Annotated in this window: 19 protein-coding genes; 5 read left to right on the forward strand and 14 right to left on the reverse strand. The window is 42.8% G+C overall.

From position 1 onward, the window contains the following. Window positions 1–88: 88 nt before the first annotated feature. The 8 genes from fabF to yceD all read right to left on the reverse strand — a co-directional run bounded on the left by fabF (window position 89) and on the right by yceD (window position 6,431). On the reverse strand, window positions 89–1,330 hold the full coding sequence (fabF, locus tag L4C54_RS04325; protein WP_428807220.1) for a beta-ketoacyl-ACP synthase II: 1,242 nt from the start codon (window positions 1,328–1,330) through the stop codon (window positions 89–91). A gap of 91 nt (window positions 1,331–1,421) precedes the next feature. After that, window positions 1,422–1,655, reverse strand: a complete 234-nt coding sequence (gene acpP / locus L4C54_RS04330; RefSeq protein WP_012603569.1) for an acyl carrier protein — start codon at window positions 1,653–1,655, stop codon at window positions 1,422–1,424. Between the two features lie 236 nt (window positions 1,656–1,891). Further along, window positions 1,892–2,626, reverse strand: coding sequence for a 3-oxoacyl-ACP reductase FabG (gene fabG / locus L4C54_RS04335; protein WP_428801728.1), 735 nt, complete (start codon window positions 2,624–2,626; stop codon window positions 1,892–1,894). A gap of 44 nt (window positions 2,627–2,670) precedes the next feature. Beyond that, window positions 2,671–3,597 (reverse strand): ACP S-malonyltransferase, encoded by a 927-nt coding sequence (fabD, locus tag L4C54_RS04340; RefSeq protein WP_428807221.1) that lies wholly within the window; start codon window positions 3,595–3,597, stop codon window positions 2,671–2,673. A gap of 96 nt (window positions 3,598–3,693) precedes the next feature. Further along, window positions 3,694–4,644 (reverse strand): beta-ketoacyl-ACP synthase III, encoded by a 951-nt coding sequence (locus L4C54_RS04345; protein WP_428801336.1) that lies wholly within the window; start codon window positions 4,642–4,644, stop codon window positions 3,694–3,696. A 5-nt stretch (window positions 4,645–4,649) separates the two neighbouring features. Further along, window positions 4,650–5,675, reverse strand: a complete 1,026-nt coding sequence (gene plsX / locus L4C54_RS04350; protein ID WP_428807222.1) for a phosphate acyltransferase PlsX — start codon at window positions 5,673–5,675, stop codon at window positions 4,650–4,652. Between the two features lie 9 nt (window positions 5,676–5,684). Next, window positions 5,685–5,855 (reverse strand): 50S ribosomal protein L32, encoded by a 171-nt coding sequence (rpmF, locus tag L4C54_RS04355; RefSeq protein WP_004737376.1) that lies wholly within the window; start codon window positions 5,853–5,855, stop codon window positions 5,685–5,687. A gap of 48 nt (window positions 5,856–5,903) precedes the next feature. Beyond that, window positions 5,904–6,431 (reverse strand): 23S rRNA accumulation protein YceD, encoded by a 528-nt coding sequence (gene yceD / locus L4C54_RS04360; RefSeq protein ID WP_428801334.1) that lies wholly within the window; start codon window positions 6,429–6,431, stop codon window positions 5,904–5,906. A gap of 147 nt (window positions 6,432–6,578) precedes the next feature. On the opposite strand from yceD, the gene L4C54_RS04365 reads away from it, so the two are divergent. Beyond that, window positions 6,579–7,163, forward strand: a complete 585-nt coding sequence (locus tag L4C54_RS04365) for a Maf family protein (protein ID WP_428807399.1) — start codon at window positions 6,579–6,581, stop codon at window positions 7,161–7,163. An 80-nt stretch (window positions 7,164–7,243) separates the two neighbouring features. On the opposite strand, the gene rluC is transcribed toward L4C54_RS04365, so the two are convergent. Beyond that, on the reverse strand, window positions 7,244–8,194 hold the full coding sequence (gene rluC / locus L4C54_RS04370; protein ID WP_428807223.1) for a 23S rRNA pseudouridine(955/2504/2580) synthase RluC: 951 nt from the start codon (window positions 8,192–8,194) through the stop codon (window positions 7,244–7,246). A 596-nt stretch (window positions 8,195–8,790) separates the two neighbouring features. On the opposite strand from rluC, the gene rne reads away from it, so the two are divergent. Both rne and L4C54_RS04380 read left to right on the forward strand, forming a co-directional pair. After that, window positions 8,791–11,796: a ribonuclease E gene (rne, locus tag L4C54_RS04375; RefSeq protein WP_428807224.1), complete on the forward strand. Its 3,006-nt coding sequence runs from the start codon at window positions 8,791–8,793 to the stop codon at window positions 11,794–11,796. 270 nt (window positions 11,797–12,066) lie between these two features. After that, complete coding sequence (locus L4C54_RS04380; protein ID WP_428801331.1) at window positions 12,067–13,626, forward strand: SulP family inorganic anion transporter; 1,560 nt, start codon at window positions 12,067–12,069, stop codon at window positions 13,624–13,626. Window positions 13,627–13,781: 155 nt separating this feature from the next. Here L4C54_RS04380 and L4C54_RS04385 read toward each other — a convergent pair whose 3' ends face one another. Both L4C54_RS04385 and adhE read right to left on the reverse strand, forming a co-directional pair. Further along, window positions 13,782–14,171 (reverse strand): glycine zipper family protein, encoded by a 390-nt coding sequence (locus tag L4C54_RS04385; protein ID WP_428807225.1) that lies wholly within the window; start codon window positions 14,169–14,171, stop codon window positions 13,782–13,784. A gap of 204 nt (window positions 14,172–14,375) precedes the next feature. After that, the gene (gene adhE, locus L4C54_RS04390; RefSeq protein WP_428801329.1) at window positions 14,376–17,048 is read right to left on the reverse strand and encodes a bifunctional acetaldehyde-CoA/alcohol dehydrogenase; all 2,673 of its coding nucleotides are present in this window, start codon (window positions 17,046–17,048) and stop codon (window positions 14,376–14,378) included. A gap of 638 nt (window positions 17,049–17,686) precedes the next feature. Here adhE and L4C54_RS04395 point away from each other — a divergent pair. Together L4C54_RS04395 and L4C54_RS04400 are read left to right on the forward strand one after the other, a co-directional pair. Further along, entirely contained in the window at window positions 17,687–18,325 is a 639-nt protein-coding gene (locus L4C54_RS04395; RefSeq protein ID WP_428807226.1) for a YchE family NAAT transporter, read from the forward strand. An 85-nt stretch (window positions 18,326–18,410) separates the two neighbouring features. Continuing rightward, window positions 18,411–19,253: an ion transporter gene (locus L4C54_RS04400; RefSeq protein WP_428807227.1), complete on the forward strand. Its 843-nt coding sequence runs from the start codon at window positions 18,411–18,413 to the stop codon at window positions 19,251–19,253. A 76-nt stretch (window positions 19,254–19,329) separates the two neighbouring features. Here the strand turns inward: L4C54_RS04400 and asd are convergent, their stop codons facing one another. The 3 genes from asd to L4C54_RS04415 form a co-directional block, all read right to left on the reverse strand. Beyond that, complete coding sequence (asd, locus tag L4C54_RS04405; RefSeq protein WP_428807400.1) at window positions 19,330–20,448, reverse strand: aspartate-semialdehyde dehydrogenase; 1,119 nt, start codon at window positions 20,446–20,448, stop codon at window positions 19,330–19,332. Window positions 20,449–20,695: 247 nt separating this feature from the next. Further along, a complete protein-coding gene (locus L4C54_RS04410; RefSeq protein WP_428807228.1) occupies window positions 20,696–21,880 on the reverse strand; it encodes a chemotaxis protein in 1,185 nt (394 codons plus the stop codon). A 100-nt stretch (window positions 21,881–21,980) separates the two neighbouring features. Next, entirely contained in the window at window positions 21,981–23,456 is a 1,476-nt protein-coding gene (locus tag L4C54_RS04415) for an Hpt domain-containing protein (protein ID WP_428807229.1), read from the reverse strand. Window positions 23,457–23,486: the final 30 nt, after the last annotated feature.

Here is a 23,486-nt window from a genome sequence, read left to right on the forward strand (position 1 = left end):
CCAGATTGACGAGATTACAAAAACAGAAACGGCTTAATGCTAAGCATCAAGCCGTTTCAATACAAGTCAATTTAAGACTTTCGCCTGTTTAGATCTTCTTAAAGATTAAACAACCGTTTGTTCCGCCGAAACCAAATGAGTTACACGCAGCGAATTCCATATCCACTTTGCGAGCGGTATGTGGAACAAGATCGATATCTAAATCGTCTTCTGGGTTATCAAGGTTAATCGTTGGTGGAACAATCTGATCAACTAAAGACAGAGCGGTAATGATTGCTTCAGTAGAACCTGCAGCGCCCAGTAAGTGACCCGTCATTGATTTCGTTGATGATACCAATACTTGTTTTGAACCAGCTTCGCCTAGAGCACGTTTAATGCCTTTAACTTCTGCAACATCGCCTGCTGGAGTTGAAGTACCGTGAGCGTTAACGTAGCCAATCTGCTCACCAGTAATACCAGCATCACGCATTGCAGCTTCCATTGCTAACGCACCACCTGATCCGTCTGCGCTTGGTGATGTCATGTGATAAGCATCACCAGACATACCGAAACCAACAAGTTCAGCGTAGATTTTTGCTCCACGAGCTTTAGCGTGTTCATACTCTTCAAGTACCATCATGCCAGCGCCATCGCCAAGAACAAAACCGTCACGGTCTTTATCCCAAGGACGAGAAGCTTTTTGAGGTTCATCATTGCGAGTTGAAAGCGCTTTAGCTGCACCAAAACCTGCCATACCAAGTTCACATGATGCTTTTTCAGATCCACCAGCTAGCATAGCTTCAGCATCACCGTAAGCAATCATACGAGCCGCATGACCAATATTATGAAGACCTGTAGTACATGCTGTAGAGATAGCAATATTTGGACCGCGTAAGCCACGCATGATAGATAAGTGTCCAGCAACCATATTTACGATTGTTGATGGAACAAAAAATGGGCTTACTTTACGGGGACCCTTTTCGAGAAGAGCATTGTGCCCTTTTTCGATTAATTCTAAGCCACCAATACCTGAACCAATTGCTACGCCAACGCGTGGAGCATTTTCTTCAGTGATTTGTAGGCCAGAGTCATCCATTGCTTGGATACCTGCCGCGACGCCGTACTGGATAAATAAATCCATCTTACGAGCATCTTTTTTAGACATATACTCTTCGCAGTTAAAGTCTTTAACTAAACCTGCAAAACGAGTAGTAAAATTGGTAGTGTCAAAGTGATCGATATCAACGATACCGCTTTGACCGGCGAGCAGGGCTTTCCATGAAGATTCTACAGAGTTGCCTACCGGTGACAACATACCCATGCCAGTGACAACAACACGACGCTTGGACACGATATAATTCTCCGGAATTGAAATTGTTCTATGAAAGGTATAGAAATACTAGAAAAAACACAGGCGGCTAGAAAGCCGCCTGGGAGAGATATTACTGAGCGCTGGTTACGTAGTCGATAGCAGCTTGAACAGTAGTGATCTTCTCAGCTTCGTCATCTGGAATCTCAGTATCAAATTCTTCTTCTAGAGCCATTACTAGCTCAACTGTATCTAGAGAATCTGCACCTAAATCGTCAACAAAAGAAGCTTCGTTTTTAACTTCTGCTTCGTCTACACCTAGCTGTTCAACGATGATTTTTTTTACGCGTTCTTCGAGGTTGCTCATTTTTCTTTTTCCTTTACAGATGTCGCCTAAATGCGATGATTCCGTAGTTTATTCAAACTATTGAAAGTTGCAAGAGAGACCTTGCTGGTCAAACCACAATTTTAGCGATTTTAACCGAAATTCAGTACATTTTTGACTTAAATCATGCACAACTCTTGAGCATGATGCAGTCAAGTTCTCAACAGTGTAGAGCAAGTTTAAATTTAAACTCATTCTAAATGTCAAAAACTGTGGTATTAAACCATATACATGCCGCCATTAACATGCAAAGTTTCACCCGTGATGTAAGCCGCTTCAGGAGACGCTAAAAATGCGACTGCTGATGCAATTTCACGTGGGTCACCTAAGCGACCTGCTGGAACATTTGATAACGTAGCAGCACGTTGCTCATCGTTCAAAGCTTTCGTCATATCTGTTTCAATAAAACCCGGAGCGACAGTGTTAACTGTGATGCCACGAGAAGCTACTTCACGTGCCATAGACTTAGTGAAACCGATCACGCCTGCTTTTGCCGCTGCGTAGTTTGCTTGTCCTGCGTTACCCATTGTGCCAACAACAGAACCAACGTTTACAATACGACCGTTACGCTTTTTCATCATGCCGCGAAGCACCGCTTTAGACATGCGGAAGATAGGCGTTAGGTTAGTGTCGATGATATCGTTCCACTCATCGTCTTTCATACGCATTAGAAGATTGTCGCGTGTGATACCTGCATTATTTACAAGAATATCGATAACGCCAAACTCGTCATTGATTGTCTTCAATGTTGCAGCGATTGAGTCTACATCAGTCACGTTAAGTGCAAGACCTTTACCATTCTCGCCAAGATACTCGCTGATTGCAGCTGCGCCATTTTCACTTGTCGCTGTACCAATCACTGTAGCGCCACGTTCAACCAACAACTCTGCAATTGCACGGCCAATACCACGGCTTGCGCCTGTAACTAGGGCAATCTTGCCTTCTAGGTTCATCATTTGTTATTCCTTGTGTTCTTAACGACTAAAGCGTTACTTGATTATGACTTAGCGGCATCTAAAGATGCACTGTCATTCACAGGTGCTGCTGTCAGTGTTTTTACGATTCGTTTCGTCAGGCCAGTTAAAACTTTACCAGGGCCAAACTCTAATAATTTTTCTACGCCTTGCTCACTCATCAATTGAACGCCTTCAGTCCAACGAACTGGGCTGTGCAATTGACGAACTAAAGCGGCTTTAATTTTTGCAGGATCTGTTTCTGCTGCTACGTCGACATTGTTAATAACAGGCAACGTTGGTGTATTGAACTCAATCTCTTCAAGAGCAACGGCAAGTTTGTCTGCAGCTGGCTGCATTAGAGCACAGTGAGAAGGTACTGAAACAGGAAGTGGGAGCGCACGTTTTGCCCCTGCTTCTTTACATAGTGCACCCGCGCGAGCAACTGCATCTTTATTACCAGCAATAACGACTTGGCCAGGAGAATTAAAGTTCACCGGAGAAACCACTTCACCTTGCGCTGCTTCTTCACAAGCTTTTGCAATTGACTCGTCATCGAGACCAATAATTGCGTACATTGCGCCAACACCTGCAGGAACTGCTTCTTGCATTAACTGGCCACGTAGCTCAACCAATTTGATTGCTTGTTTGAAATCGATAACGCCTGCACATACTAGTGCAGAGTATTCGCCCAAGCTGTGACCCGCTAGGTTTGCAGGTTGCTCAAGACCAAGCTCTTGCCATACGCGCCAGATAGATACTGAAGAGGCGAGTAATGCCGGTTGAGTACGGAACGTTTGGTTTAGATCTTCAGCAGGGCCGTCTTGAATTAAAGCCCAAAGGTCATAACCTAGAACATCCGATGCTTCAGCAAAGGTTTGCTTAACAACATCAAACTGTTCACCTAGCTCTGCAAGCATACCGAGGGCTTGAGAACCTTGACCTGGAAATACGATAGCAAATTTGCTCATTGTTATTTTCCTTAAACATATTTATGAAAGAGAAAAGGCACACCAACGTCGGTTTAACCTCGACAAGTGCGCCTTAACCTAAAAATTATTAAGAGTTTAGAACTTAACCAGTGCTGAACCCCAAGTAAAACCACCACCAAATGCTTCCAATAAGAGCATCTGACCACGTTGAATGCGCCCATCACGAACCGCTTCATCAAGCGCTGTAGGGACAGTGGCTGCAGAAGTATTACCGTGTCGATCTAGTGTAATAACGACCTGATCTAACGACATCGTTAGTTTTTTAGCTGTCGCCGAGATAATTCGATAATTTGCCTGATGTGGTACTAACCAATCAAGCTCAGATTTATCCATATCATTTGCCGCTAAAGTGTCTTTAACAAGCTTCGATAACTGAGTTACCGCAACCTTAAAGACTTCATTGCCAGCCATATGCAACCATTTATCAGCATCGCCACCGCGCTCAGGTACACCAAGGCTTAATAACTCACCAAACTTACCGTCTGAATAGATGTGAGTAGATAGAATGCCCGGCTCTTCACTTGCACCAATAACAACTGCGCCAGCGGCATCACCAAATAGAATGACGGTTGAACGATCGGTTGGATCACACGTTTTAGACAGTGCATCGGCTCCAATCACTAGCACGTTTTTACACATGCCAGTCTTAATATGCTGGTCTGCTACAGATAAGGCATAAACAAAACCAGAACATGCCGCGCCGATATCAAATGCAGGACACCCCTTAATACCAAGCTTACCTTGAACTTGGCAAGCTGATGAAGGGAATGCATGGCTACTACTTGTTGTCGCGACAATAATTAAATCAATATCGTTCTTATCGATGCCTGCCATTTCAATGGCATTTTCCGCTGCATGATAAGCCATATCTGCAACCGTTTCGTCTTCAGCTGCAATACGACGTTCTTTAATGCCCGTACGAGTCACGATCCATTCGTCGCTTGTCTCTACCATTTTCTCTAGATCTGCGTTTGTACGCACCTGAGATGGCAGGTAGCTGCCTGTGCCTAATATTTTGCTATACATGAAAACTAATAATGCCTCTCGAGTAAAACCGCTTCTAAACGATCGCTAATACGACTAGGAACTTGTCGCTTGACCTCATGTACCGCTTCGCCAATCGCATTAACGACGGCAGATACATCGGCACTTCCATGACTTTTAATAACAATACCGCGCAATCCTAGCAAACTTGCACCATTATACTGGTCGGGGTTCAATGTTTTTAACTCGTCAAATAGACCTGAAAATAATTTCCTAGCCACCCACCCTTTGATGGAACTCTTCATCATGCTTGATTTGAGCTTATCGATAAAGAGTTGAGCGGTACCTTCACATGCCTTTAAACACACATTGCCTACAAACCCATCACAAACGACCACATCTGCCGCGTCATGAAGCAATTGATTGCCTTCTATGTAACCAATGAAGTTAACAGATTGAGTTTGAGATAGCATTTCTGAGCAGCGCTTAACAAGATCGTTGCCTTTGATTTCTTCTGCGCCAATATTGAGGATAGCGACGCGCGCTGGCCTTGATAAATACTGCTCTGCTAAGGCACTCCCCATTACAGCAAACTGAAAAAGGGAATCAGCATCACTAGAAACATTAGCCCCTAAATCTAGCATCCAAGTCTTGTTTCCTTGGGCTGTGGGCAACGCTGAAATTAATGCTGGTCTTTCAATTCCAGGAAGTAGCTTTAAACGAAAACGAGACAACGCCATTAAAGCACCTGTGTTTCCGCCACTGAGACATGCATCGGCTTGATTGCTAGCAACAGCATCAATCGCCATTCGCATCGACGTACCAGCACTGTTACGTAAAGCTAGAGAAGGTTTTTCGAAATTGGAAATGACTCGGTCACTATGTTCAATGATCAGGCGATCATTGGTGTCATAACCAAGTAAAGATAATTGAGTTGCGATCGAAGTCCGATCACCTATTAAAATGACTTTTAGCTCTGGGAAAGACGACAGTGCCTGCACGACGGCAGGCACTGTAACACGAGGACCGAAATCCCCGCCCATTGCATCAAGCGCAACGGTTATATTTTGCAAAGGTCAACCTTACTTGTTGATAACCTTTTTGCCACGGTAAAAACCTTCGGCAGTCACGTTGTGACGTAGGTGAGTTTCACCTGAAGTTGCATCTACAGAAAGTGCAGCTGTAGTAAGTGCATCGTGTGAACGACGCATGCCACGCATTGAACGTGATTTCTTGCTCTTTTGTACGGCCATTGACCCTACTCCTATGTAAATTCTTAAAGATACTTATTTGTTAATAAGTTAGCGCTTTAAGTTTTTTAAAACATCAAAGGGGTTCGGTTTTTCTTCTTCCTCAATAATTTCTTCAGGAATTTCACCAAACACCATGTTATTTGAATTAACGCTACAATCCGCTTCGTCATGCATTGCTATTTGTGGCAAATTTAAGATGAACTCATCTTCAACTAACTCAATCAGGTCTAACTCACCGTACTCGTTCAGATCTACCAAATCGTACTCTTCCGGTGCTTCCTCTTCACTCTTCTCATTACAAGGAGTATATGTGAATTGGACATCACAACTATGTGTGAAAACCTCATTACAGCGTTGACATTCCAAGTCGACTTCGACGTTAGCTTTACCAGAGATAACTACGAGTCGCTGTTCATCAAGCCCAAATGACACTGAGACTTCTGCGTCGCGTTTAACGCCTTCGGTTGCTTCCTCTAAACGTTTCAGAAGACTGACTTGGATGATGCCATCTATGTCTGTTCTTCTTTGTGCCGTTTTTGCAGGATGAACCGTGCGTTGTATTTTTACCTTTTGCATAGGGCGCGAATCTTATCTTTCAAAATACGTTTAGTCAAAGAAAAAGGTAAAAAAGTTAGACTTTTTTGCCTTTCAAGAGAGAGAATTATAAACAACAGTAACGATTAAGTTATGCTGTGGTCTAAAACCCACACATTGTATCTAAAAATGCACAATTACCAACTAATATTGGCCTCGACTTCGCCATTTAGGCAACAGCTGCTTAGTAAGCTATCGATTCCCTTTGAAACAGCGCAACCAGATTGTGATGAAACACCGCTCCCAAACGAAAGCCCTGAGGCGTTAGTCTCGCGCCTTTCACAAGTAAAAGCCACATCTTGTCACGTTGAAAAACCAAGCTTGGTAATAGGCAGTGATCAAGTCTGCGTCATCGACGGTAATATCGTTGGAAAGCCTTTAAATCGTGATAAAGCAATAGCTCAACTTAGTGCCCAGAGTGGAAAAAAGATCACATTTTATACTGGTTTAACCGTTTATAACTCGGAAACAAAACTTTGCGAGACCATTGTTGACGAATTTCATGTTCACTTTCGTCAATTAAGTAAAAGAACCATTGAGAATTACATAGACAAAGAGCAACCGTTTTATTGCGCGGGAAGTTTTAAGTGTGAAGGATTAGGCATTGTTCTATTTAATAAATTAGAGGGAAAAGATCCAAACGCATTGATTGGATTGCCGTTAATTGAATTAGTGAGCATGCTTAATTCACAAGGGTTTGATGTTCTAGGTTAGCTATTATTAGGAAATATGAATTGAAAAAGCAGCTAACGTAATCTGTGTGTAGATTAGCTGCTTTTCATTAATGGTAATCGTTATCTATTTTTTGATTTAAGTGACTTAATCACACGCTCTAGTTTCGCTTCCATCGGTGCACTGATATCCACACTGTCTTCCGTTGATGGATGAATAAACTTGATATTGGCAGCATGTAAAAACAGTCGGTCTAAACCACATTTTCCGGTATAGGCATCAAAGCGACGATCACCATAACGGTCATCCCAAGCTATCGGGTGACCCGCATACTGGGCATGAACACGAATTTGGTGTGTACGGCCAGTTATCGGACTTGCTTGAATTAACGTCGCATCATCAAACTTTTCAATAATTTTAAAACGTGTTTCAGACGCTTTCCCTTTCGGGTTAACACGCACAATACTATTTACTTCATTTTTCAGTAACGGTGCATTGATTACCTTACACGTACCCTTCCATTGACCCATCACAAGAGCAAAGTAAAACTTCTTAACCGTTTTTTCTCTAAATTGAGCTTGCAGATGGCGAAGAGCTGAACGTTTCTTAGCAACCAATAGAATGCCTGACGTATCCCGATCGATACGATGCACTAACTCTAAGAACCTTGCTGTTGGGCGTAAAGCACGTAACGCTTCTATTGCACCAAACTTCAAACCACTTCCGCCATGAACAGCTAAACCTGATGGCTTGTTTAAGATCAGAAGGTGATCGTCTTCGAAGATGATATTGCTTTCAAGCTGCGCTACCTTGTTTAGCTTGGTACTAATGACTGGTTCATCATCTTTCTCTTCAAGCGTAACGGGAGGAATGCGAACAATATCTCCGGGTTGGAGCTTGTATTCAGCTTTAATGCGTTTTTTATTTACTCTTACCTCACCTTTACGCACGATTCTATAAACCATGCTTTTGGGAAGATTTTTCAATTGGTTGCGTAAGAAGTTATCAATACGCTGACCAGCCATGTCTTCATCGATATCGACAAATTGGACTTTAGTTCTAATTTCACTCATTTCGCTATTGTATCACCCAAACACGCTATATTTCATATTTTCTTATGCAAGATATATTGATATTACATATGAAGTAACCCTTAAGCGGTATTCCACTCTTGGCTGTGGATAAAAAATAAACGCCCTATCAAACATTGACCTAATGAAGATAGAAATACACAGGAAAACAATAGAATACCGAGCAATTGAAAGAGTAAAGTTTGTTTTTTTTTGCCTGTTTATAACAAAGCAGATTGCTGTGATTTCTTTGCACTGCTATAGTTCACAGCTGCAATTCACGCTTCGATGATTATTTAAACAAAATCAAACGTGATATAGCACAGTTAACTGAGTAGATTACTTTATTCCGTAGTGCCGCAACTGGCGTAAGACTCTTCTGAATTAAGTCAACTTATTGCTCTACTCGTCGTATTTTCATGTTGAGTATTCTCCGCAACTCGCGGGTCACAAGCTTTAGAGTTTGTGACAACTGACGTGCCCATAGAGCATCCCCTCCAGCCGGGAGGCTGCACTTTTTAGCCATGGGATCTGGCACCGTGAAAACGAACTAAAGCAATAAGAACAATTAATATAAAGAAAGATAACGAGATTATTAAATGAAAAGAATGTTAATTAACGCAACTCAAAAAGAAGAGTTGCGTGTTGCTTTGGTTGATGGCCAGCGACTGTTTGATTTAGATATTGAAAGTCCTGGGCACGAATCAAAGAAAGCAAATATATATAAAGGCCGTATTACCCGCATCGAACCAAGCCTAGAAGCTGCTTTTGTTGATTATGGTGCAGACAGACACGGTTTCCTTCCTCTTAAAGAAATTGCTCGCGAATACTTCCCAGCAGGTTACACCTACCAAGGTCGCCCAAACATCAAAGAAGTATTGAAAGAAGGACAAGAAGTTATTGTCCAAGTTGAAAAAGAAGAGCGTGGCAGCAAAGGTGCTGCATTAACGACTTTCGTTTCACTTGCGGGTAGTTACCTAGTTCTTATGCCAAATAACCCTCGTGCTGGCGGTATCTCTCGCCGTATCGAAGGTGATGAGCGTACCCAACTTAAAGCAGCACTGAGCACACTTGAACTACCACAAGGCATGGGACTAATTGTTCGTACTGCTGGTGTTGGTAAAAGTGCAGAAGAGCTAGAGTGGGACCTTAATGTTTTATTAAACCATTGGGGCGCTATCAAACAGGCATCTGACTCTAACTCTGCGCCTTTCCTTATCCACCAAGAGAGCAACGTTATTGTACGTGCAATTCGCGATTATTTACGTCGTGATATTGGTGAGATACTGATTGATAGCAACACTATCTATGAACGCGCTCTTGAGCATATTCGTTTAATTCGTCCTGACTTTGTTAGTCGCGTTAAAAAGTATGACGGTGAGGTGCCTCTATTTAGTCACTATCAAATCGAAAGCCAAATTGAATCTGCTTTCCAACGTGAAGTTCGTCTTCCATCCGGCGGCTCAATTGTTATTGACCCAACAGAAGCTCTTACTTCTATCGATATCAACTCTGCTCGTGCAACTAAAGGCGGCGATATCGAAGAGACAGCATTAAATACAAACCTTGAAGCGGCTGATGAAATTGCTCGTCAACTGCGTCTACGTGACTTGGGTGGCTTGGTTGTTATCGACTTCATCGATATGACACCAGTTCGCCACCAACGTGAAGTAGAAAACCGCCTTCGTGATGCCGTTCGTCTAGATCGTGCACGCGTTCAAATTGGTCGTATCTCGCGATTTGGTTTATTAGAGATGTCACGCCAACGCTTAAGCCCTTCATTGGCAGAAGCTAGCCACCATATCTGTCCTCGTTGTACCGGTACTGGTGTGGTACGTGATAACGAATCTTTAGCGCTATCTGTACTTCGTTTAATTGAAGAAGAAGCACTAAAAGACAATACAGCTCAAGTATTAGCTGTTGTTCCTGTGCCAATCGCCTCTTACCTTCTAAATGAAAAACGTCGCTCAGTTAACCACATTGAGAAGAACCAAGAAGTTAAGATCACTGTTGTTCCTAATTCAGATATGGAAACACCTCACTTCGAGGTTATTCGTGTCCGTGAAGGTGAAGAATTCGATCTTCTTTCTTACCTACTTCCTCAAAAGATTGACGCTCTAAAAGAAGCAGAAAGCAAAGAACCTGCTGAGCAAGAAGTTAAACTGCGCAAGATTGAAGAACCGGCTCTAAAAGGCTTTGCATCTCCAGCGCAAACCGCAGCGACACCGGCTCCGGCACCAAAACCTGCTGAAATACCTAAAGCATCTGTTCCTGCTGAAAAAGCAGAACCAGGTCTTATTTCTCGCATGCTTAAAGCATTGAGCGACTTCTTCTCTGGTTCTCCTGAAGAAGCTAAAGAAGAAGTTAAGGAAGAGAAGCCCGCTGAGCAACGTAATACACGTCCACGCAGAAACCGTAATGATCAACGTCGTCGCAATAACCGTGACAACAGAGATAATCGCGACAATCGTGATCGTAACAAGCGTAAACCGGCTCGTGACGAACAAGCTCCTACAGTTGAAGAGAAGGCGAAACAAGAACGTAAGCCTAATAATCGTAAACCTAAGCAAGATCGTCGTAACAACCGTGATGAAACAAAAGTATCTAAGGTTGCAGAGCAAGGCCAACAAATTGCCGCAGATGCACAAGTTGACCAACAAGAAGCACGCCCTGAGCCAAAGCCGGTAAAACTTAAAGAACGCCGTCAGCGTCGCCAGCTAAGCAAGAAGGTTCGCTCTAATGCTCAACAACAGCAAGCTGAAGTTGAAATTAAAGCTGAAGAAGTTGCTATAGCAGTCGTTGCCGCGGAACAAGTTGAAGTAAACGTTGAGTCTACAGACGCCGCTCAAGAAGAGCAGCCGAAGCAACGTCGTAACCGCCGCTCTCCTCGTCACTTACGTGCAAGCGGACAGCGCCGTCGTCGCGGTCGTGATCGTCGCCCTAACCCATTCCGCCTACGTAAAGGTGGTGTAGCTTCTCCTGAGATGGCTATGGGTAAAGTGATGCCTCGCTATGACTTAGCTAAACCTAACTACAAGCAGCAAGCAGAAATTCAGCCAGCTCTAGTTGAAGAGACAAATGTTGTCGCTTCAGCCGGTTTCGCTATGCCTGAGATGGCGATGGGTAAGATTATTGTTCGTTCAACGAAGGTTGCTGAATCAAAACCGATCATAGAAGCAGCAGTAGTTACAACCGAAGTGACTGTTGACGCTAATACTGAAGTGAATGAGACGGTTATTGAAAAACCTGTTGTGGAAGTTCAACAACAAGCTAAAGCTGAGCAAGCACCAGTGAACGCAGTTGAAGTTGAAGCTCCAGCGCAAACTGAATCGACTCTAGAAGTTCAACCAGAAGTTACTCCTGTTGTTGAAGCGCCTGTCGCGGAAACAAAGGCTAAACCTCAGCCAGCTCAATCAGTGAAAGCGAGTCGTGTAAAAGCACATGCTACTTCAGTGATGACAAAGGCTCCTGGACCTCAAGAGATTAAAGAGATTGAAGTTGTTGCTATGCCATTGAAAGCAGAACGCTACCAAGCGAAAGGCGCTGGCAGTCAAGTTGCTCGCAGCCAAGCTGGTGCGGGAATGACGAAACCTCAAGGTTACTAATAGCTTGAGTTGTTAATAGCTCAATAAGTATCGAAAAGGCTGCTAATTTAGCAGCCTTTTTTTTACCATATCAAACTAGCCATAGACGAAATTAATCTATACTAGGTTAATCATTGAACTTAATCACACTTTTCGGTAGCATGCGCCGATTCATACTTATTCACACTTAGTCACACTTCAAAATAGATTGTTCTTCTATCTCTGATTTTTGCTCTATTTATAGGAAGTGTTGTTTAAGGACAAACCCACAACCGACGATACTGAGTAACCATGTTCGAATTTCCACAGTTTTCTAAACATTCTGTAAAAAATGATGTCCTATCGGGGCTAACTGTTGCGCTAGCACTCGTGCCTGAAGCCGTTGCGTTTGCTTTTGTTGCAGGCGTTGACCCGATGGTTGGCTTGTATGCCGCCTTTATCGTTGGCCTTATTACCTCTATCTTTGGTGGCCGCCCGGGCATGATATCTGGTGCTACAGGTGCGATGGCCGTTGTTATGGTTAGCCTTGTTGCTACTCATGGCGTTCAATACTTGTTTGCAGCCATTATGTTAGCGGGCTTGTTACAAATTTCTGCCGGTATCTTTAAGCTCGGTAAATTTATTCGTATGGTTCCACATCCGGTCATGATCGGGTTTGTTAATGGCCTCGCGATTGTTATCTTCCTTGCGCAACTTGGACAATTTAAAACACCCGATGCCTCTGGTGTACTAGCTTGGTTACCGCAAGGTGAAATGATGGTTATGCTTGGGCTAGTTGCACTTACTATGGCAATCATCCACTTTCTGCCTAAGTTGACAACAGCAGTCCCTTCTTCACTAGTCGCGATTGTAACTGTCACCTTGCTCGTCATGGGCTTGGGTTTAGACACAAATACCGTTGTCGATTTCCTACGTACTATGTCGGGTGACGACAACGCGACTCTTGCAGGTTCTCTACCAACGTTCTCTATCCCGATGGTACCGTTCAACTTTGAAACACTGCAAATCATTCTGCCTTACGCGATTATCCTTGCTGCAATCGGTCTTATCGAGTCTTTGCTAACGCTTACTGTACTTGATGAAATGACCAACACTCGTGGTAAATCAAACCGAGAATGTGTAGGCCAAGGTCTTGCAAACGTAACTTGTTCTGTCTTTGGTGCAATGGGTGGCTGTGCAATGATTGGTCAATCAATGATCAATGTAAACTCAGGTGGTCGTGGTCGTCTATCTGGTATTGTTGCCGCTCTTGCCCTGCTCGCATTTATTCTTTTTGCATCGGCCCTTATTGAGATCATCCCACTAGCAGCATTAGTTGGTGTGATGTTTATGGTTGTGATTGGCACGTTTGAATGGGCGACCTTTAAGCTAGCACGTCGCGTTCCTAAGCAAGACTTCTTCGTTATTGTACTGGTGACTATAGTAACGGTACTTACAGACCTTGCTATAGCTGTCGCAGTGGGTGTTATTGTTTCTGCTCTGATGTTTGCATGGGAACACGCAAAACACATCTACGCAAGCAGCACATTAAATGACGAAGGCTCAAAGGTTTACCACATCAATGGCCCTATCTTCTTTGGTTCAGCAGCTAACTTTTTAGAACTGTTTGATTTTAAAAATGACCCTCAAGACGTCATCGTTGATTTCGCAGGATCTCGCGTTGCCGACCACTCAGCGATTGAAGCTATCGAAACCTTGGCGGTACGGTACTCTACTCTAGGGAAGACTCTGCATTTACGTCACTTAAGCCCTGATTGTCGTGCATTGCTACACAAAGCAGGTAGTCTAGTTGAGATAAACGTAAAAGAAGACCCAAGCTACAAGGTCGCCACTGACGTATTAGCTGGCTAACTCTAGCATCACAGCCAACTGACACTGCATGAAATCATTATAAGGCTTACCTAAGGGTAAGCCTTTTTCATACCCACTAACCTCGACGTCCAAACTGTAGGTAATAAAAAAGGAAGCACATCGCTTCCTCTCAAGGTTATCTTATATTTTCACTATTAATTCAGTACAACATAACCACGGTTTGTCATGCAGTTACGCATTACGGTTTGCTGATCTTGTTCATAGTTCTCTTGATTCTCACGTCGATCACGGCTTCCGCCAATTACGCCCGCACCTAGACCAACAGCCGCACCTTTCTTAGCACCTTCAGACCCTGATCCACCTGCAATGGCAACACCAGCAGATCCAATTGCAGCACCTTTTAATGCACCGCCTACCGCACCACGAGAACGTGTATCTTTTTGTACTTGATTAGACATCTCTTCACATTGGTGCATGTCGTAGACATAGTCTTTCTCGTCAACACCAGATTTATCAATAATTAAGTTAGCATTGGCACTTAATGAAAAAGCCATTGCCAATGATAGTAGAGTTACACGTTTCATACCTAGGTAGTCCTATTGAGCCAGAGTTATCCATAGAGTATAAAGAAACAATGTACAATTAATGGAATAACGATTATTCCTCATGTAATAAAGGGGACTAATTTCCAAGCGTTAAATATTTAGTCATAAAAAAACCCCAACCAAAGGCTGGGGTTTTGTAGTCAATATTTCGTGCTAGCGAAACATCTTATAACTTAAGAAGTCTTACTTCTTTTTTGCTGCTTTTTGGTCAGCTTTTTTCTTAATTACAGTCGTACCTTCAAAAGTTTCGCCTTCAACATACGCAGTACCGAAGTATGCAGTTGTAAGAACTTCTTTTAGCTCTGTAATTAGAGGGTAACGAGGGTTTGCACCAGTACACTGGTCATCAAACGCTTCTACCGCTAGTTCATCTAGTTTAGCGATGAAGTCTGCTTCGTTAACACCCGCTTCTTTAATAGATAGTGGAATGTCTAGGTCTTTCTTAAGCTCTTCTAACCAAGTTAGTAGACGCTCAATCTTCTGTGCAGTGCGGTCACCAGCTTGGCTTAGGCCTAGGTGGTCAGCAACTTCTGCATAACGACGACGTGCTTGCGGACGATCGTACTGAGAGAAAGCAGTCTGCTTAGTTGGGTTATCGTTCGCGTTGTAACGTACAACGTTAGAGATAAGTAGTGCGTTAGCAAGACCGTGTGGAAGGTGGAACTCAGCACCAATCTTGTGAGCCATTGAGTGACACACACCTAGGAAAGCATTCGCAAACGCAATACCAGCGATTGTTGCCGCATTGTGTACTTTCTCACGAGCGATTGGGTCAGCTGCACCGTTTTTGTAGCTAGAAGGTAGGTACTCTTTAAGCATCTTAAGTGCTTGAAGAGCTTGACCGTCTGAGTACTCGTTCGCTAGAACTGAAACGTAAGCTTCTAGAGCGTGAGTTACTGCATCGTAACCACCAAACGCTGTTAGAGACTTAGGCATGTTCATTACTAGGTTAGCATCAACGATAGCCATGTTTGGCGTAATTTCGTAATCAGCTAGTGGGTACTTAGCACCAGTCTTGTCGTCAGTTACAACAGCAAACGGAGTAACTTCAGAACCTGTACCTGAAGTAGTAGTAATACATACTAGCTCAGCTTTTTTACCCATTTTAGGGAACTTGTAGATACGTTTACGGATGTCCATAAAGCGCATTGCTAGTTCTTCAAAGTGCGTTTCTGGGTGCTCGTACATAACCCACATGATCTTAGCTGCATCCATTGGAGAGCCGCCACCTAGAGCTAGGATAACGTCAGGTTGGAAGCTGTTCATTGCTTCAGCACCTTTCTCTACTACAGATAGAGTTGGATCCGCTTCTACGTCGAAGAATACTTGAACTTCGATGCCTTGAGCTTTAAGAAGGCGAACTACGTCATCAGCGTAACCGTTGTTGAATAGGAAACGGTCAGTTACTAGGAATGCGCGTTTCTTACCTTCTAGGTCGCCAAGAGCGATTGGAAGGCTACCACGACGGAAATAGATAGACTTAGGTAGTTTGTGCCACAACATGTTTTCAGCTCGCTTCGCTACAGTTTTCTTGTTGATAAGGTGCTTAGGACCTACGTTCTCAGAGATAGAGTTACCACCCCATGAACCACAACCAAGAGTTAGAGACGGTGCAACGTTAAAGTTGTAAAGGTCACCAATACCACCGTGAGTAGATGGGATGTTTACAAGAATACGTGCTGTTTTTAGCTTGTCACCAAAGTAACGAATACGGTCAGTATTAGTATCTTGGTTAGTGTAAAGACCAGAAGTGTGGCCGATACCGCCGATTTCAACCATAGTTACCGCTTGAGCAACAGCGTCTTCGAAATCGTCAGCGCGGAATAGACCAAGTGTTGGAGACAGTTTCTCGTGAGCAAACTCGTCTTCGATGCTTACTTTACCAAGACCTTCACCTACAAGTACTTTTGTATCAGCAGGAACTTTAACACCGGCCATTTCTGCGATTGCAGGAGCAGGTTGACCAACGATTTTCGCGTTTAGGTTGCCGTCGATTAGAAGAACTTTACGTACTTTATCTGCTTCAGCTTTGCTTAATACATACGCTTTGTGAGAAGCGAAACGCTCTTTCACTTCGTCGTACACTTCGTCAACTACGATAGCTGCTTGCTCAGAAGCACATACTACGCCGTTATCGAATGTTTTAGACATTAGAATAGAAGCAACTGCACGTTTGATGTCAGCTGTTTCGTCGATAACGATTGGCACGTTACCCGCACCAACACCGATAGCAGGCTTGCCCGAAGAGTATGCTGCTTTAACCATGCCTGGACCACCAGTCGCAAGGATAAGTGCAATACCGTCGTGCTTCATAAGCGCGTTAGAAAGCTCAACTGAAGGTTGGTCAATCCAACCGATGATGTCTTTTGGAGCACCCGCTGCTACTGCTGCGTCTAAAACAAGCTTAGCTGCGTCGTTTGTAGAGTTCTTAGCACGTGGGTGTGGAGAGAAGATGATGCCGTTACGAGTCTTCAAAGAGATGAGAGATTTGAAGATTGCAGTAGACGTTGGGTTCGTCGTTGGAACGATACCACAGATAATACCGATTGGCTCAGCGATAGTCATTGTGCCTAAGCTGTCATCTTCTTCTAAGATGCCACACGTCTTTTCGTCTTTGTATTTGTTGTAAATGAATTCTGAAGCAAAGTGGTTTTTGATTACCTTATCTTCAACAATACCCATTCCAGACTCTTCTACCGCTTGTTGCGCTAGAGGGATACGAGCATGGTTAGCTGCTAATGATGCTGCGCGGAAAATTGCATCTACTTTTTCTTGAGAAAAAGTTGAGAACTCTTCTTGAGCCGCTTTTACGCGAGCTACTAGAGCATCTAGTTCAGCTAAGTTAGTTACAGGCATAGTGGATCTCCTAAAATAAATAATATTAAAAACTTTTTATTAAGATTGCGTTGGGAGGCTGATTAAAACCTCTGTCAAGGCCGACACTTACGACACAGACTTAGTAAATTGCTTTCAGGACTGAGTATAATATTTCATACCGCGAAAGAAATTGACTCAGATCAGTTCTCAAATGGCAATTACCTACAAAGTAGTGCTCCAAACCTAGATCCTAACATAACCCATTGAATATAAAGGGAAACCAAACAAACCTTAAATGTTGAAAAATTACACAAACAGACAAATAAAAATATATAACTTTCAAAAAACTGTAAAAAAATTTCATTTTCCTACAAAAAAGCACACATACCGGAACTTTTTCCGTGCTACGAGCTTATACTTTTTTGAGATGGATGTGACATTTATGACCGTTATAAATGTCATAAATGTGGGAATGAACGCATTTTTTTGCGGAGCGATTTAACTTTTCGCGCAATGCAACACGATGACCAAACGCTAATAAATCGGATTAGTTAAATTACATCAGTAGACCAAGAAAAAATCATTATATTCACGGCCAATAACCCTCGTACAACGTAAGGATTTATCCTAGAATCGCCGCAAATCATCCACACTTACTTTTTTACAGAGTTATTGCTATGACTTCATTTGAGATCGCTATATTTTTGCAGTTTTTTCTCGGACTTGTCGCGGCTGTTAATCCAATTGGAATTATGCCGATATTTGTCTCTTTGACTGGACACATGACTGCTGAAGAGAAAAACAAAACAGCCCGGACTGCCAACATCGCCGTTGCGATGATACTCATCATCTCTTTATTAGCAGGTCAGGTGCTATTAGACATGTTTAGTATCTCTCTCGATTCATTTCGCGTGGCAGGCGGCCTGCTGTTACTAAGCATCGCCTTTTCAATGATGAGTGGTAAGCTCGGTGAAGATAAGCAGAACAAACAAGAAAAATCAGAGTACGTAACGAAAGAACAAATCGGCGTTGTTCCTCTAGCCATGCCCTTAATGGCCGGCCCAGGTGCAATTAGCTCAACAATTGTTTATGGCTCTCGCTACCCAAGTGCTTTAGATACGGTAGGCATCATCTTTACTATAGCGCTTTTCTGTTTTTGCTCTTGGCTGCTATTTCGCTCGGCACCGTTGATCGTTCGCTTCCTTGGTCAAACAGGGATTAACGTGATTACTCGTATCATGGGCTTGATTCTTGGTGCACTAGGCATAGAATTTATTGCCAATGGATTACGTAATCTATTTCCCGGGCTAGCTTAATTAAATTGAGGCGAGGGATCATACTCGCCTCTTTATTGCGAAAATTGTATTATAAGCGTATTGATTAGAAATCACGCGACCATTCATGCCACGCCATTCTTTAAAACATCATCTTTACGTCATTATCTTCGGTACACATACACCAGCCGGACGAATCTTTGATATCAGCCTTATTGTTGCCATTATTGCGTCGCTGATCGTATTGGTTCTGGATTCTATTCCTGCACTAAACGCTCAATGGGCTAGTACTTTCATGTATCTAGAATATGGCTTTACCGCGTTATTTACCGTTGAGTATTTACTACGGCTATATTGCTCACCAAAGCCAACAGCCTATGTGCGCAGTTTCTATGGTGTCATTGACTTACTTGCTATCCTGCCGACTTATATCGCCATTTTCTTCCCAGCGGCATCGTATATCAGTGCAATTCGAATGCTGCGTGTAATGCGTATTTTCCGAATACTAAAGCTGGTGAGATACCTGCAAGACTCTAATATATTGCTGCGATCACTGCTTATGGCAAAAAGAAAGATCCTCATTTTCTTTAGCACAGTAGGAATTCTGGTGATTATTCTTGGCTCAGTGATATACGTAATCGAAGGGCCAGAAAATGGTTTTACCTCTATTCCACAAAGCATCTATTGGGCAATAGTGACCATAACCACCGTTGGTTACGGAGATATCGTTCCTCAGACACCTTTTGGCCAAGCCATTGCCTCGTTAACTATGCTGCTCGGCTACTCTATACTCGCCGTGCCAACGGGGATCATCACCGCTGAGCTCAATCAAGAAATGAATGCACATCGTAACTTGGTACGCTGCCCAAATTGCTCCAAATCCGGACATGAATCCGATGCGCACTTTTGTAAGTATTGTGGCGGGGAATTAGCAGACCCAGATAAACGCATCATCCCCATAGACGATTAGAGCAAATTCCTCGCTACTCTAGTTACAAAAAAAGCGCCGTAGAGGCGCTTTTTTTAAATGGAACTTATATTTACAATTACTGTTTTTCAGCAAGAATAATACGCAGTGTACGGCGTAGTGGTTCTGCTGCACCCCAAAGTAATTGGTCACCCACCGTAAATGCGTTTAGGAAATCGTTACCCATAGACATCTTACGTAAACGGCCGACAGGAACTGACATTGTGCCGGTTACTTTTGCTGGTGTGAGTTCTTGAGCCGTGATATCACGATCATTTGGAATCACCTTAACCCAATCGTTGTGAGTGGCGATGATCTCTTCAATCTCATCCATTGGCACATCTTGCTTAAGCTTAATCGTCAATGCTTGAGCGTGGCAGCGCATGGCACCGATTCGTACACAAGTACCATCAATAGGGATTGGTTGACCATCTAGGCCTAGAATCTTGTTCGCTTCAACACCCGCTTTCCACTCTTCTTTGCTTTGACCATTTTCACGCTTAACATCAATCCAAGGAATTAATGAACCGGCCAGTGGTGCACCGAATTGATCCGTAGGAAACGAATCTGAACGGATAGTTTCCGCAACTTTCTTATCGATATCCAAAATTGAGCTTGCTGGGTTTGCCAGTTCAGAGCTAACAGAGTCGTTGATCACGCCCATTTGAGAGATAAGTTCACGCATGTTTTTAGCACCAGCGCCGGAGGCAGCTTGGTAAGTCATTGCGCTCATCCACTCAATCATGCCTTTTTCATAAAGGCCGCCAAGAGCCATTAGCATCAAGCTCACGGTACAGTTACCACCAACAAACGTATTAGTGCCGCCGTGAATCCCCTGTTGAATTTGAGCAAGGTTAACAGGATCTAATGTGATAATTGAGTCGGCATCCATACGTAAAGTAGAAGCCGCATCGATCCAGTAGCCTTTCCAACCCTCTTGGCGTAGCGCTGGGTAAACTTTCTCAGTGTAGCCGCCACCTTGACAAGTAATAACCGCATCAAGTTGCTTCAAGCTTTCAATGTCAAATGCATCTTGCAACATACCAGCGTCATTTTTACCTAGCTTAGGTGCTGGAATGCCTATCTGTGAAGTACTGTAAAAAACAGGTTCGATTAAATCAAAATCCTTCTCTTCTACCATACGCTGCATTAGTACTGAACCAACCATACCACGCCAACCGACTAAACCGACTCTCATCACAAAACTCTCCGTGTATTTTAAAAAGGGGATACACCATCTATAAGATTTTCAGCAAAAGAACTCAAGAAATAATTGCTAAAAGTTACAATTTTCTCCCTCAACCTATGAAAAAGTCTCTAAAGTAGCTAAAAGTCGATGTTTATGGTTTGAATGTTCCAATGAACTCATACCAGTGCTCGAGAGTCAAAGTTACTCAAGTGACGTTGACTAAAATTAAAAAAGCGCCACATTTTGGCGCTTTTACTTAATCAGATTTACTTGCAGAACGCTTCCCTAAAAAGTACCCAATCCCTAATGGAGCAAAGAAGATAACCACAATGAACAGAACGAAATAGAGCAAGACACTCTTGATGAGTTCGATCAGTTTATCAATGGCCAAAGTCAGCACGTCTTGAGAAACTTTATCCAGATCCTGAGCAAACTTTTCGCGTTCGCTAGTGACGATTGCAGCAATGGCATTTCTCTCTCTCTCAATCATATTAATCAGTTCGATACGCTCTTTTTCCACCATTTTTTCAAGCGCTTGACGTTCAATACTGAGCTGGTTGAGCTTAGCATCCGTTTTATCGTCAATATCATCCACTAGCGGTTGCAGTTCTATGGCCATCTGCTCGGCAAGGTTTCGCATATACTCAGGGTTGTTTTCGACAAAGTCTTGAAATGACCGCGAGCTCGATTGCAAGCTTTGAAGGGTTTCAGATAAGTCTTGCCCACTAATACTGCTGTTTAATGCGATTAGCTGAGCTTTCCAAGTCATCACTTTAGGCGTTTGCTCTGAAACCAAGCTGAGTTTGTCTGATACATCGCCTAGTGCTTCCGGCATGGTACCGAGTGTGGCTACGGCTTCTTCACCTTCAATATTATTACTTTCTAACCATTTTCGGTACGCTGGCGCGCGAGTAAATGAGACATCATTAAATGGATTATTAATGGAAAATTGAGTAACAAATTCTTTAGTCGACTGGTAAGTGTTGCCCTTCAGTAGAGATTTGGCCAATTGATCCATCTCTGTGGAAAGCTGTTTCGAGACTAAAATCGCGTCTTCGACATCGAAGAGGTTTTCACCTGCCCCACTTTCAAAAAAGAATGTCATTTGATAGCTAAATACCCAACTATCGATAAGAGCCGCCATAGGTGCAACTTGATATGCGGCTCCCTGAAGGCCTTCAGAAGCGTTAATTTTCCAAAGTAATAGGTGAGATTGATTAACTGTATCATCAGAAGGGTACTGCAAGGCCATAGTGTCGGCTGTTTGTTCAACCTGAGAGAAAAATTGCTGTGCGTACTCTCGAGTTAACAAGCGCATATTGAGCTCTTGCTTGGTTAATGGTGTTGTTTGACTGTCTATTTTTACTTCAAGAAGTGAACAACCACTAACGCTGAACACACAAAACAAAATAATTGTTTTATACCAATACTTAACAAACATAATCACCCCAAACACCACCAAAAATTTCGGCCGAAATTATGAGGTTGCAAAGTCAGAGTACTATCAGGATTTCAAAATAAGCGTGATCTTTCTTCCAACTCTACCGATTGTTCTCTATATACTCTTTTGCGCTTTCTATTGTAGAAGACAATGCTGTAACTAACTGTTCTAGTTTTTGTTCACTGACCTCAATTTCATCTTTTATATCAGACTCAATTAACGTCGCTACTTCTTTTAATAGCTCAGCTCCTAAGTTAGCTGCTACCCCTTTTAAGCTGTGTGCTTTTCGCATTGCATGTTCCATATCAGACTTAAGCAAAGAAGGTAGTTCTTTTGCATCGTCCTCATGATCCTGAATAAACACATCCAAAAGTAACAGCACCGACTCTTTATCATCGTTTAAACATTGAAGCATATAGTCAATGTTCACTTCTGGTGAAGACATTGTTTGAGCATCATCCACAGCTATTTCATTAAGCTCGTACTCCTTGGAATCTCTTTTATCTAATTTATCTATAGGCACTGTATCGCTCGACGCTATAGAATTACTAGAGTTCATAGGTGCCTGAACTGAGCCATCCTCATAAGCAATTTTCTCGGTTTGTATATCAGTCGTTAAAGGCATCGAAGTTGAGTTCGCTCTGGCAGTCGAGCCAGCAGCACCACTATCATTTCGATTGGCTGTTTCATTCGTATCAACGACAGCACCTGATGGGACATTTGTCTCGATTGTATTAGTGGTTAACCCTTCATCTACCCATGCAATATTCGTTTTTTTCATCAATATCATAGACAATAAAAACATCGCCAACGCGCTTATTAAAGTAACAATCATGAAATAGCGCTGTGCCAATTCATCATATTGATCCCGGATTTCAGATTGAAGCATGTTGACTGGGTGGTTAATAAGCTTCTCGACTAGATAGCTTCCTTTGGCATAGCCGCCAAGGACAGAGGAAGTTTGAGCTAAAGCTAGCTGAAGTTTTTCTCCATCTTCTGGAGACATTAATTGAGACTGAACAAAAAGATAGTCTAAAGATCGATAGATTTCAGGGCTTGCAGATGAGTGGCTAAACATTGCCTCAAAAACCCGGGTACTCAATTGGTAATATAGCGCTTGAATCTCAGGCTGCTGTTGATAGCTATCTCGAATCGTTTTTAAACGATCAACCAGTTCAATCACTTCCACTTCAGAATCGTTGAATTGTTTCACAAGTTCTATAAAACGATCGGTGGTAAAAATGAGTTGATTGATATCCGGTTGAAAGTAGCTTCCTTCGTAACTGCTCTCTAATTGCAACCTAAGAGAATAAATTAACTGGATTTTTAACGATATATCATCCGCATGCTTCATTCTGTATTGAGTATCAAGGTAGAGCGTACTTCTAAGCTCTTCTAAGCTATTGCCTAGCTCCTCTACACTCGACAAGTTCTCTAAATTCGTTCTTGTGAGCATGACTATGGAAAGAATCACGGTAAGCCAAATGCCAACAATGGCGGAGAGTTGTTTTTGATTAGTTTTCATTGACTGCACTGCTTTCACTGACGGCATAGTATTGATCGATTCCTTCGACATAGAGATAACCTATTATTTTCCATGGCATAG

Origin of the sequence: Vibrio lamellibrachiae (assembly GCF_050337265.1) — a bacterium.
GTDB lineage: Bacteria > Pseudomonadota > Gammaproteobacteria > Enterobacterales > Vibrionaceae > Vibrio > Vibrio kyushuensis.

Bases quoted from the DNA above. Each gene is read 5' to 3' on its own strand.
- acpP (WP_012603569.1), bottom strand. From the start codon at position 1,655: ATGAGCAACCTCGAAGAACGCGTAAAAAAAATCATCGTTGAACAGCTA.
- fabG (WP_428801728.1), bottom strand. From the start codon at position 2,626: ATGAACCTAGAAGGCAAGATTGCCCTAGTTACAGGCGCAAGCCGTGGT.
- fabD (WP_428807221.1), bottom strand. From the start codon at position 3,597: ATGAGCAAATTTGCTATCGTATTTCCAGGTCAAGGTTCTCAAGCCCTC.
- L4C54_RS04345 (WP_428801336.1), bottom strand. From the start codon at position 4,644: ATGTATAGCAAAATATTAGGCACAGGCAGCTACCTGCCATCTCAGGTG.
- rpmF (WP_004737376.1), bottom strand. From the start codon at position 5,855: ATGGCCGTACAAAAGAGCAAGAAATCACGTTCAATGCGTGGCATGCGT.
- yceD (WP_428801334.1), bottom strand. From the start codon at position 6,431: ATGCAAAAGGTAAAAATACAACGCACGGTTCATCCTGCAAAAACGGCA.
- L4C54_RS04365 (WP_428807399.1), top strand. From the start codon at position 6,579: ATGCACAATTACCAACTAATATTGGCCTCGACTTCGCCATTTAGGCAA.
- rluC (WP_428807223.1), bottom strand. From the start codon at position 8,194: ATGAGTGAAATTAGAACTAAAGTCCAATTTGTCGATATCGATGAAGAC.
- rne (WP_428807224.1), top strand. From the start codon at position 8,791: ATGAAAAGAATGTTAATTAACGCAACTCAAAAAGAAGAGTTGCGTGTT.
- L4C54_RS04380 (WP_428801331.1), top strand. From the start codon at position 12,067: ATGTTCGAATTTCCACAGTTTTCTAAACATTCTGTAAAAAATGATGTC.
- L4C54_RS04385 (WP_428807225.1), bottom strand. From the start codon at position 14,171: ATGAAACGTGTAACTCTACTATCATTGGCAATGGCTTTTTCATTAAGT.
- adhE (WP_428801329.1), bottom strand. From the start codon at position 17,048: ATGCCTGTAACTAACTTAGCTGAACTAGATGCTCTAGTAGCTCGCGTA.
- L4C54_RS04395 (WP_428807226.1), top strand. From the start codon at position 17,687: ATGACTTCATTTGAGATCGCTATATTTTTGCAGTTTTTTCTCGGACTT.
- L4C54_RS04400 (WP_428807227.1), top strand. From the start codon at position 18,411: ATGCCACGCCATTCTTTAAAACATCATCTTTACGTCATTATCTTCGGT.
- asd (WP_428807400.1), bottom strand. From the start codon at position 20,448: ATGAGAGTCGGTTTAGTCGGTTGGCGTGGTATGGTTGGTTCAGTACTA.
- L4C54_RS04410 (WP_428807228.1), bottom strand. From the start codon at position 21,880: ATGTTTGTTAAGTATTGGTATAAAACAATTATTTTGTTTTGTGTGTTC.
- L4C54_RS04415 (WP_428807229.1), bottom strand. From the start codon at position 23,456: ATGTCGAAGGAATCGATCAATACTATGCCGTCAGTGAAAGCAGTGCAG.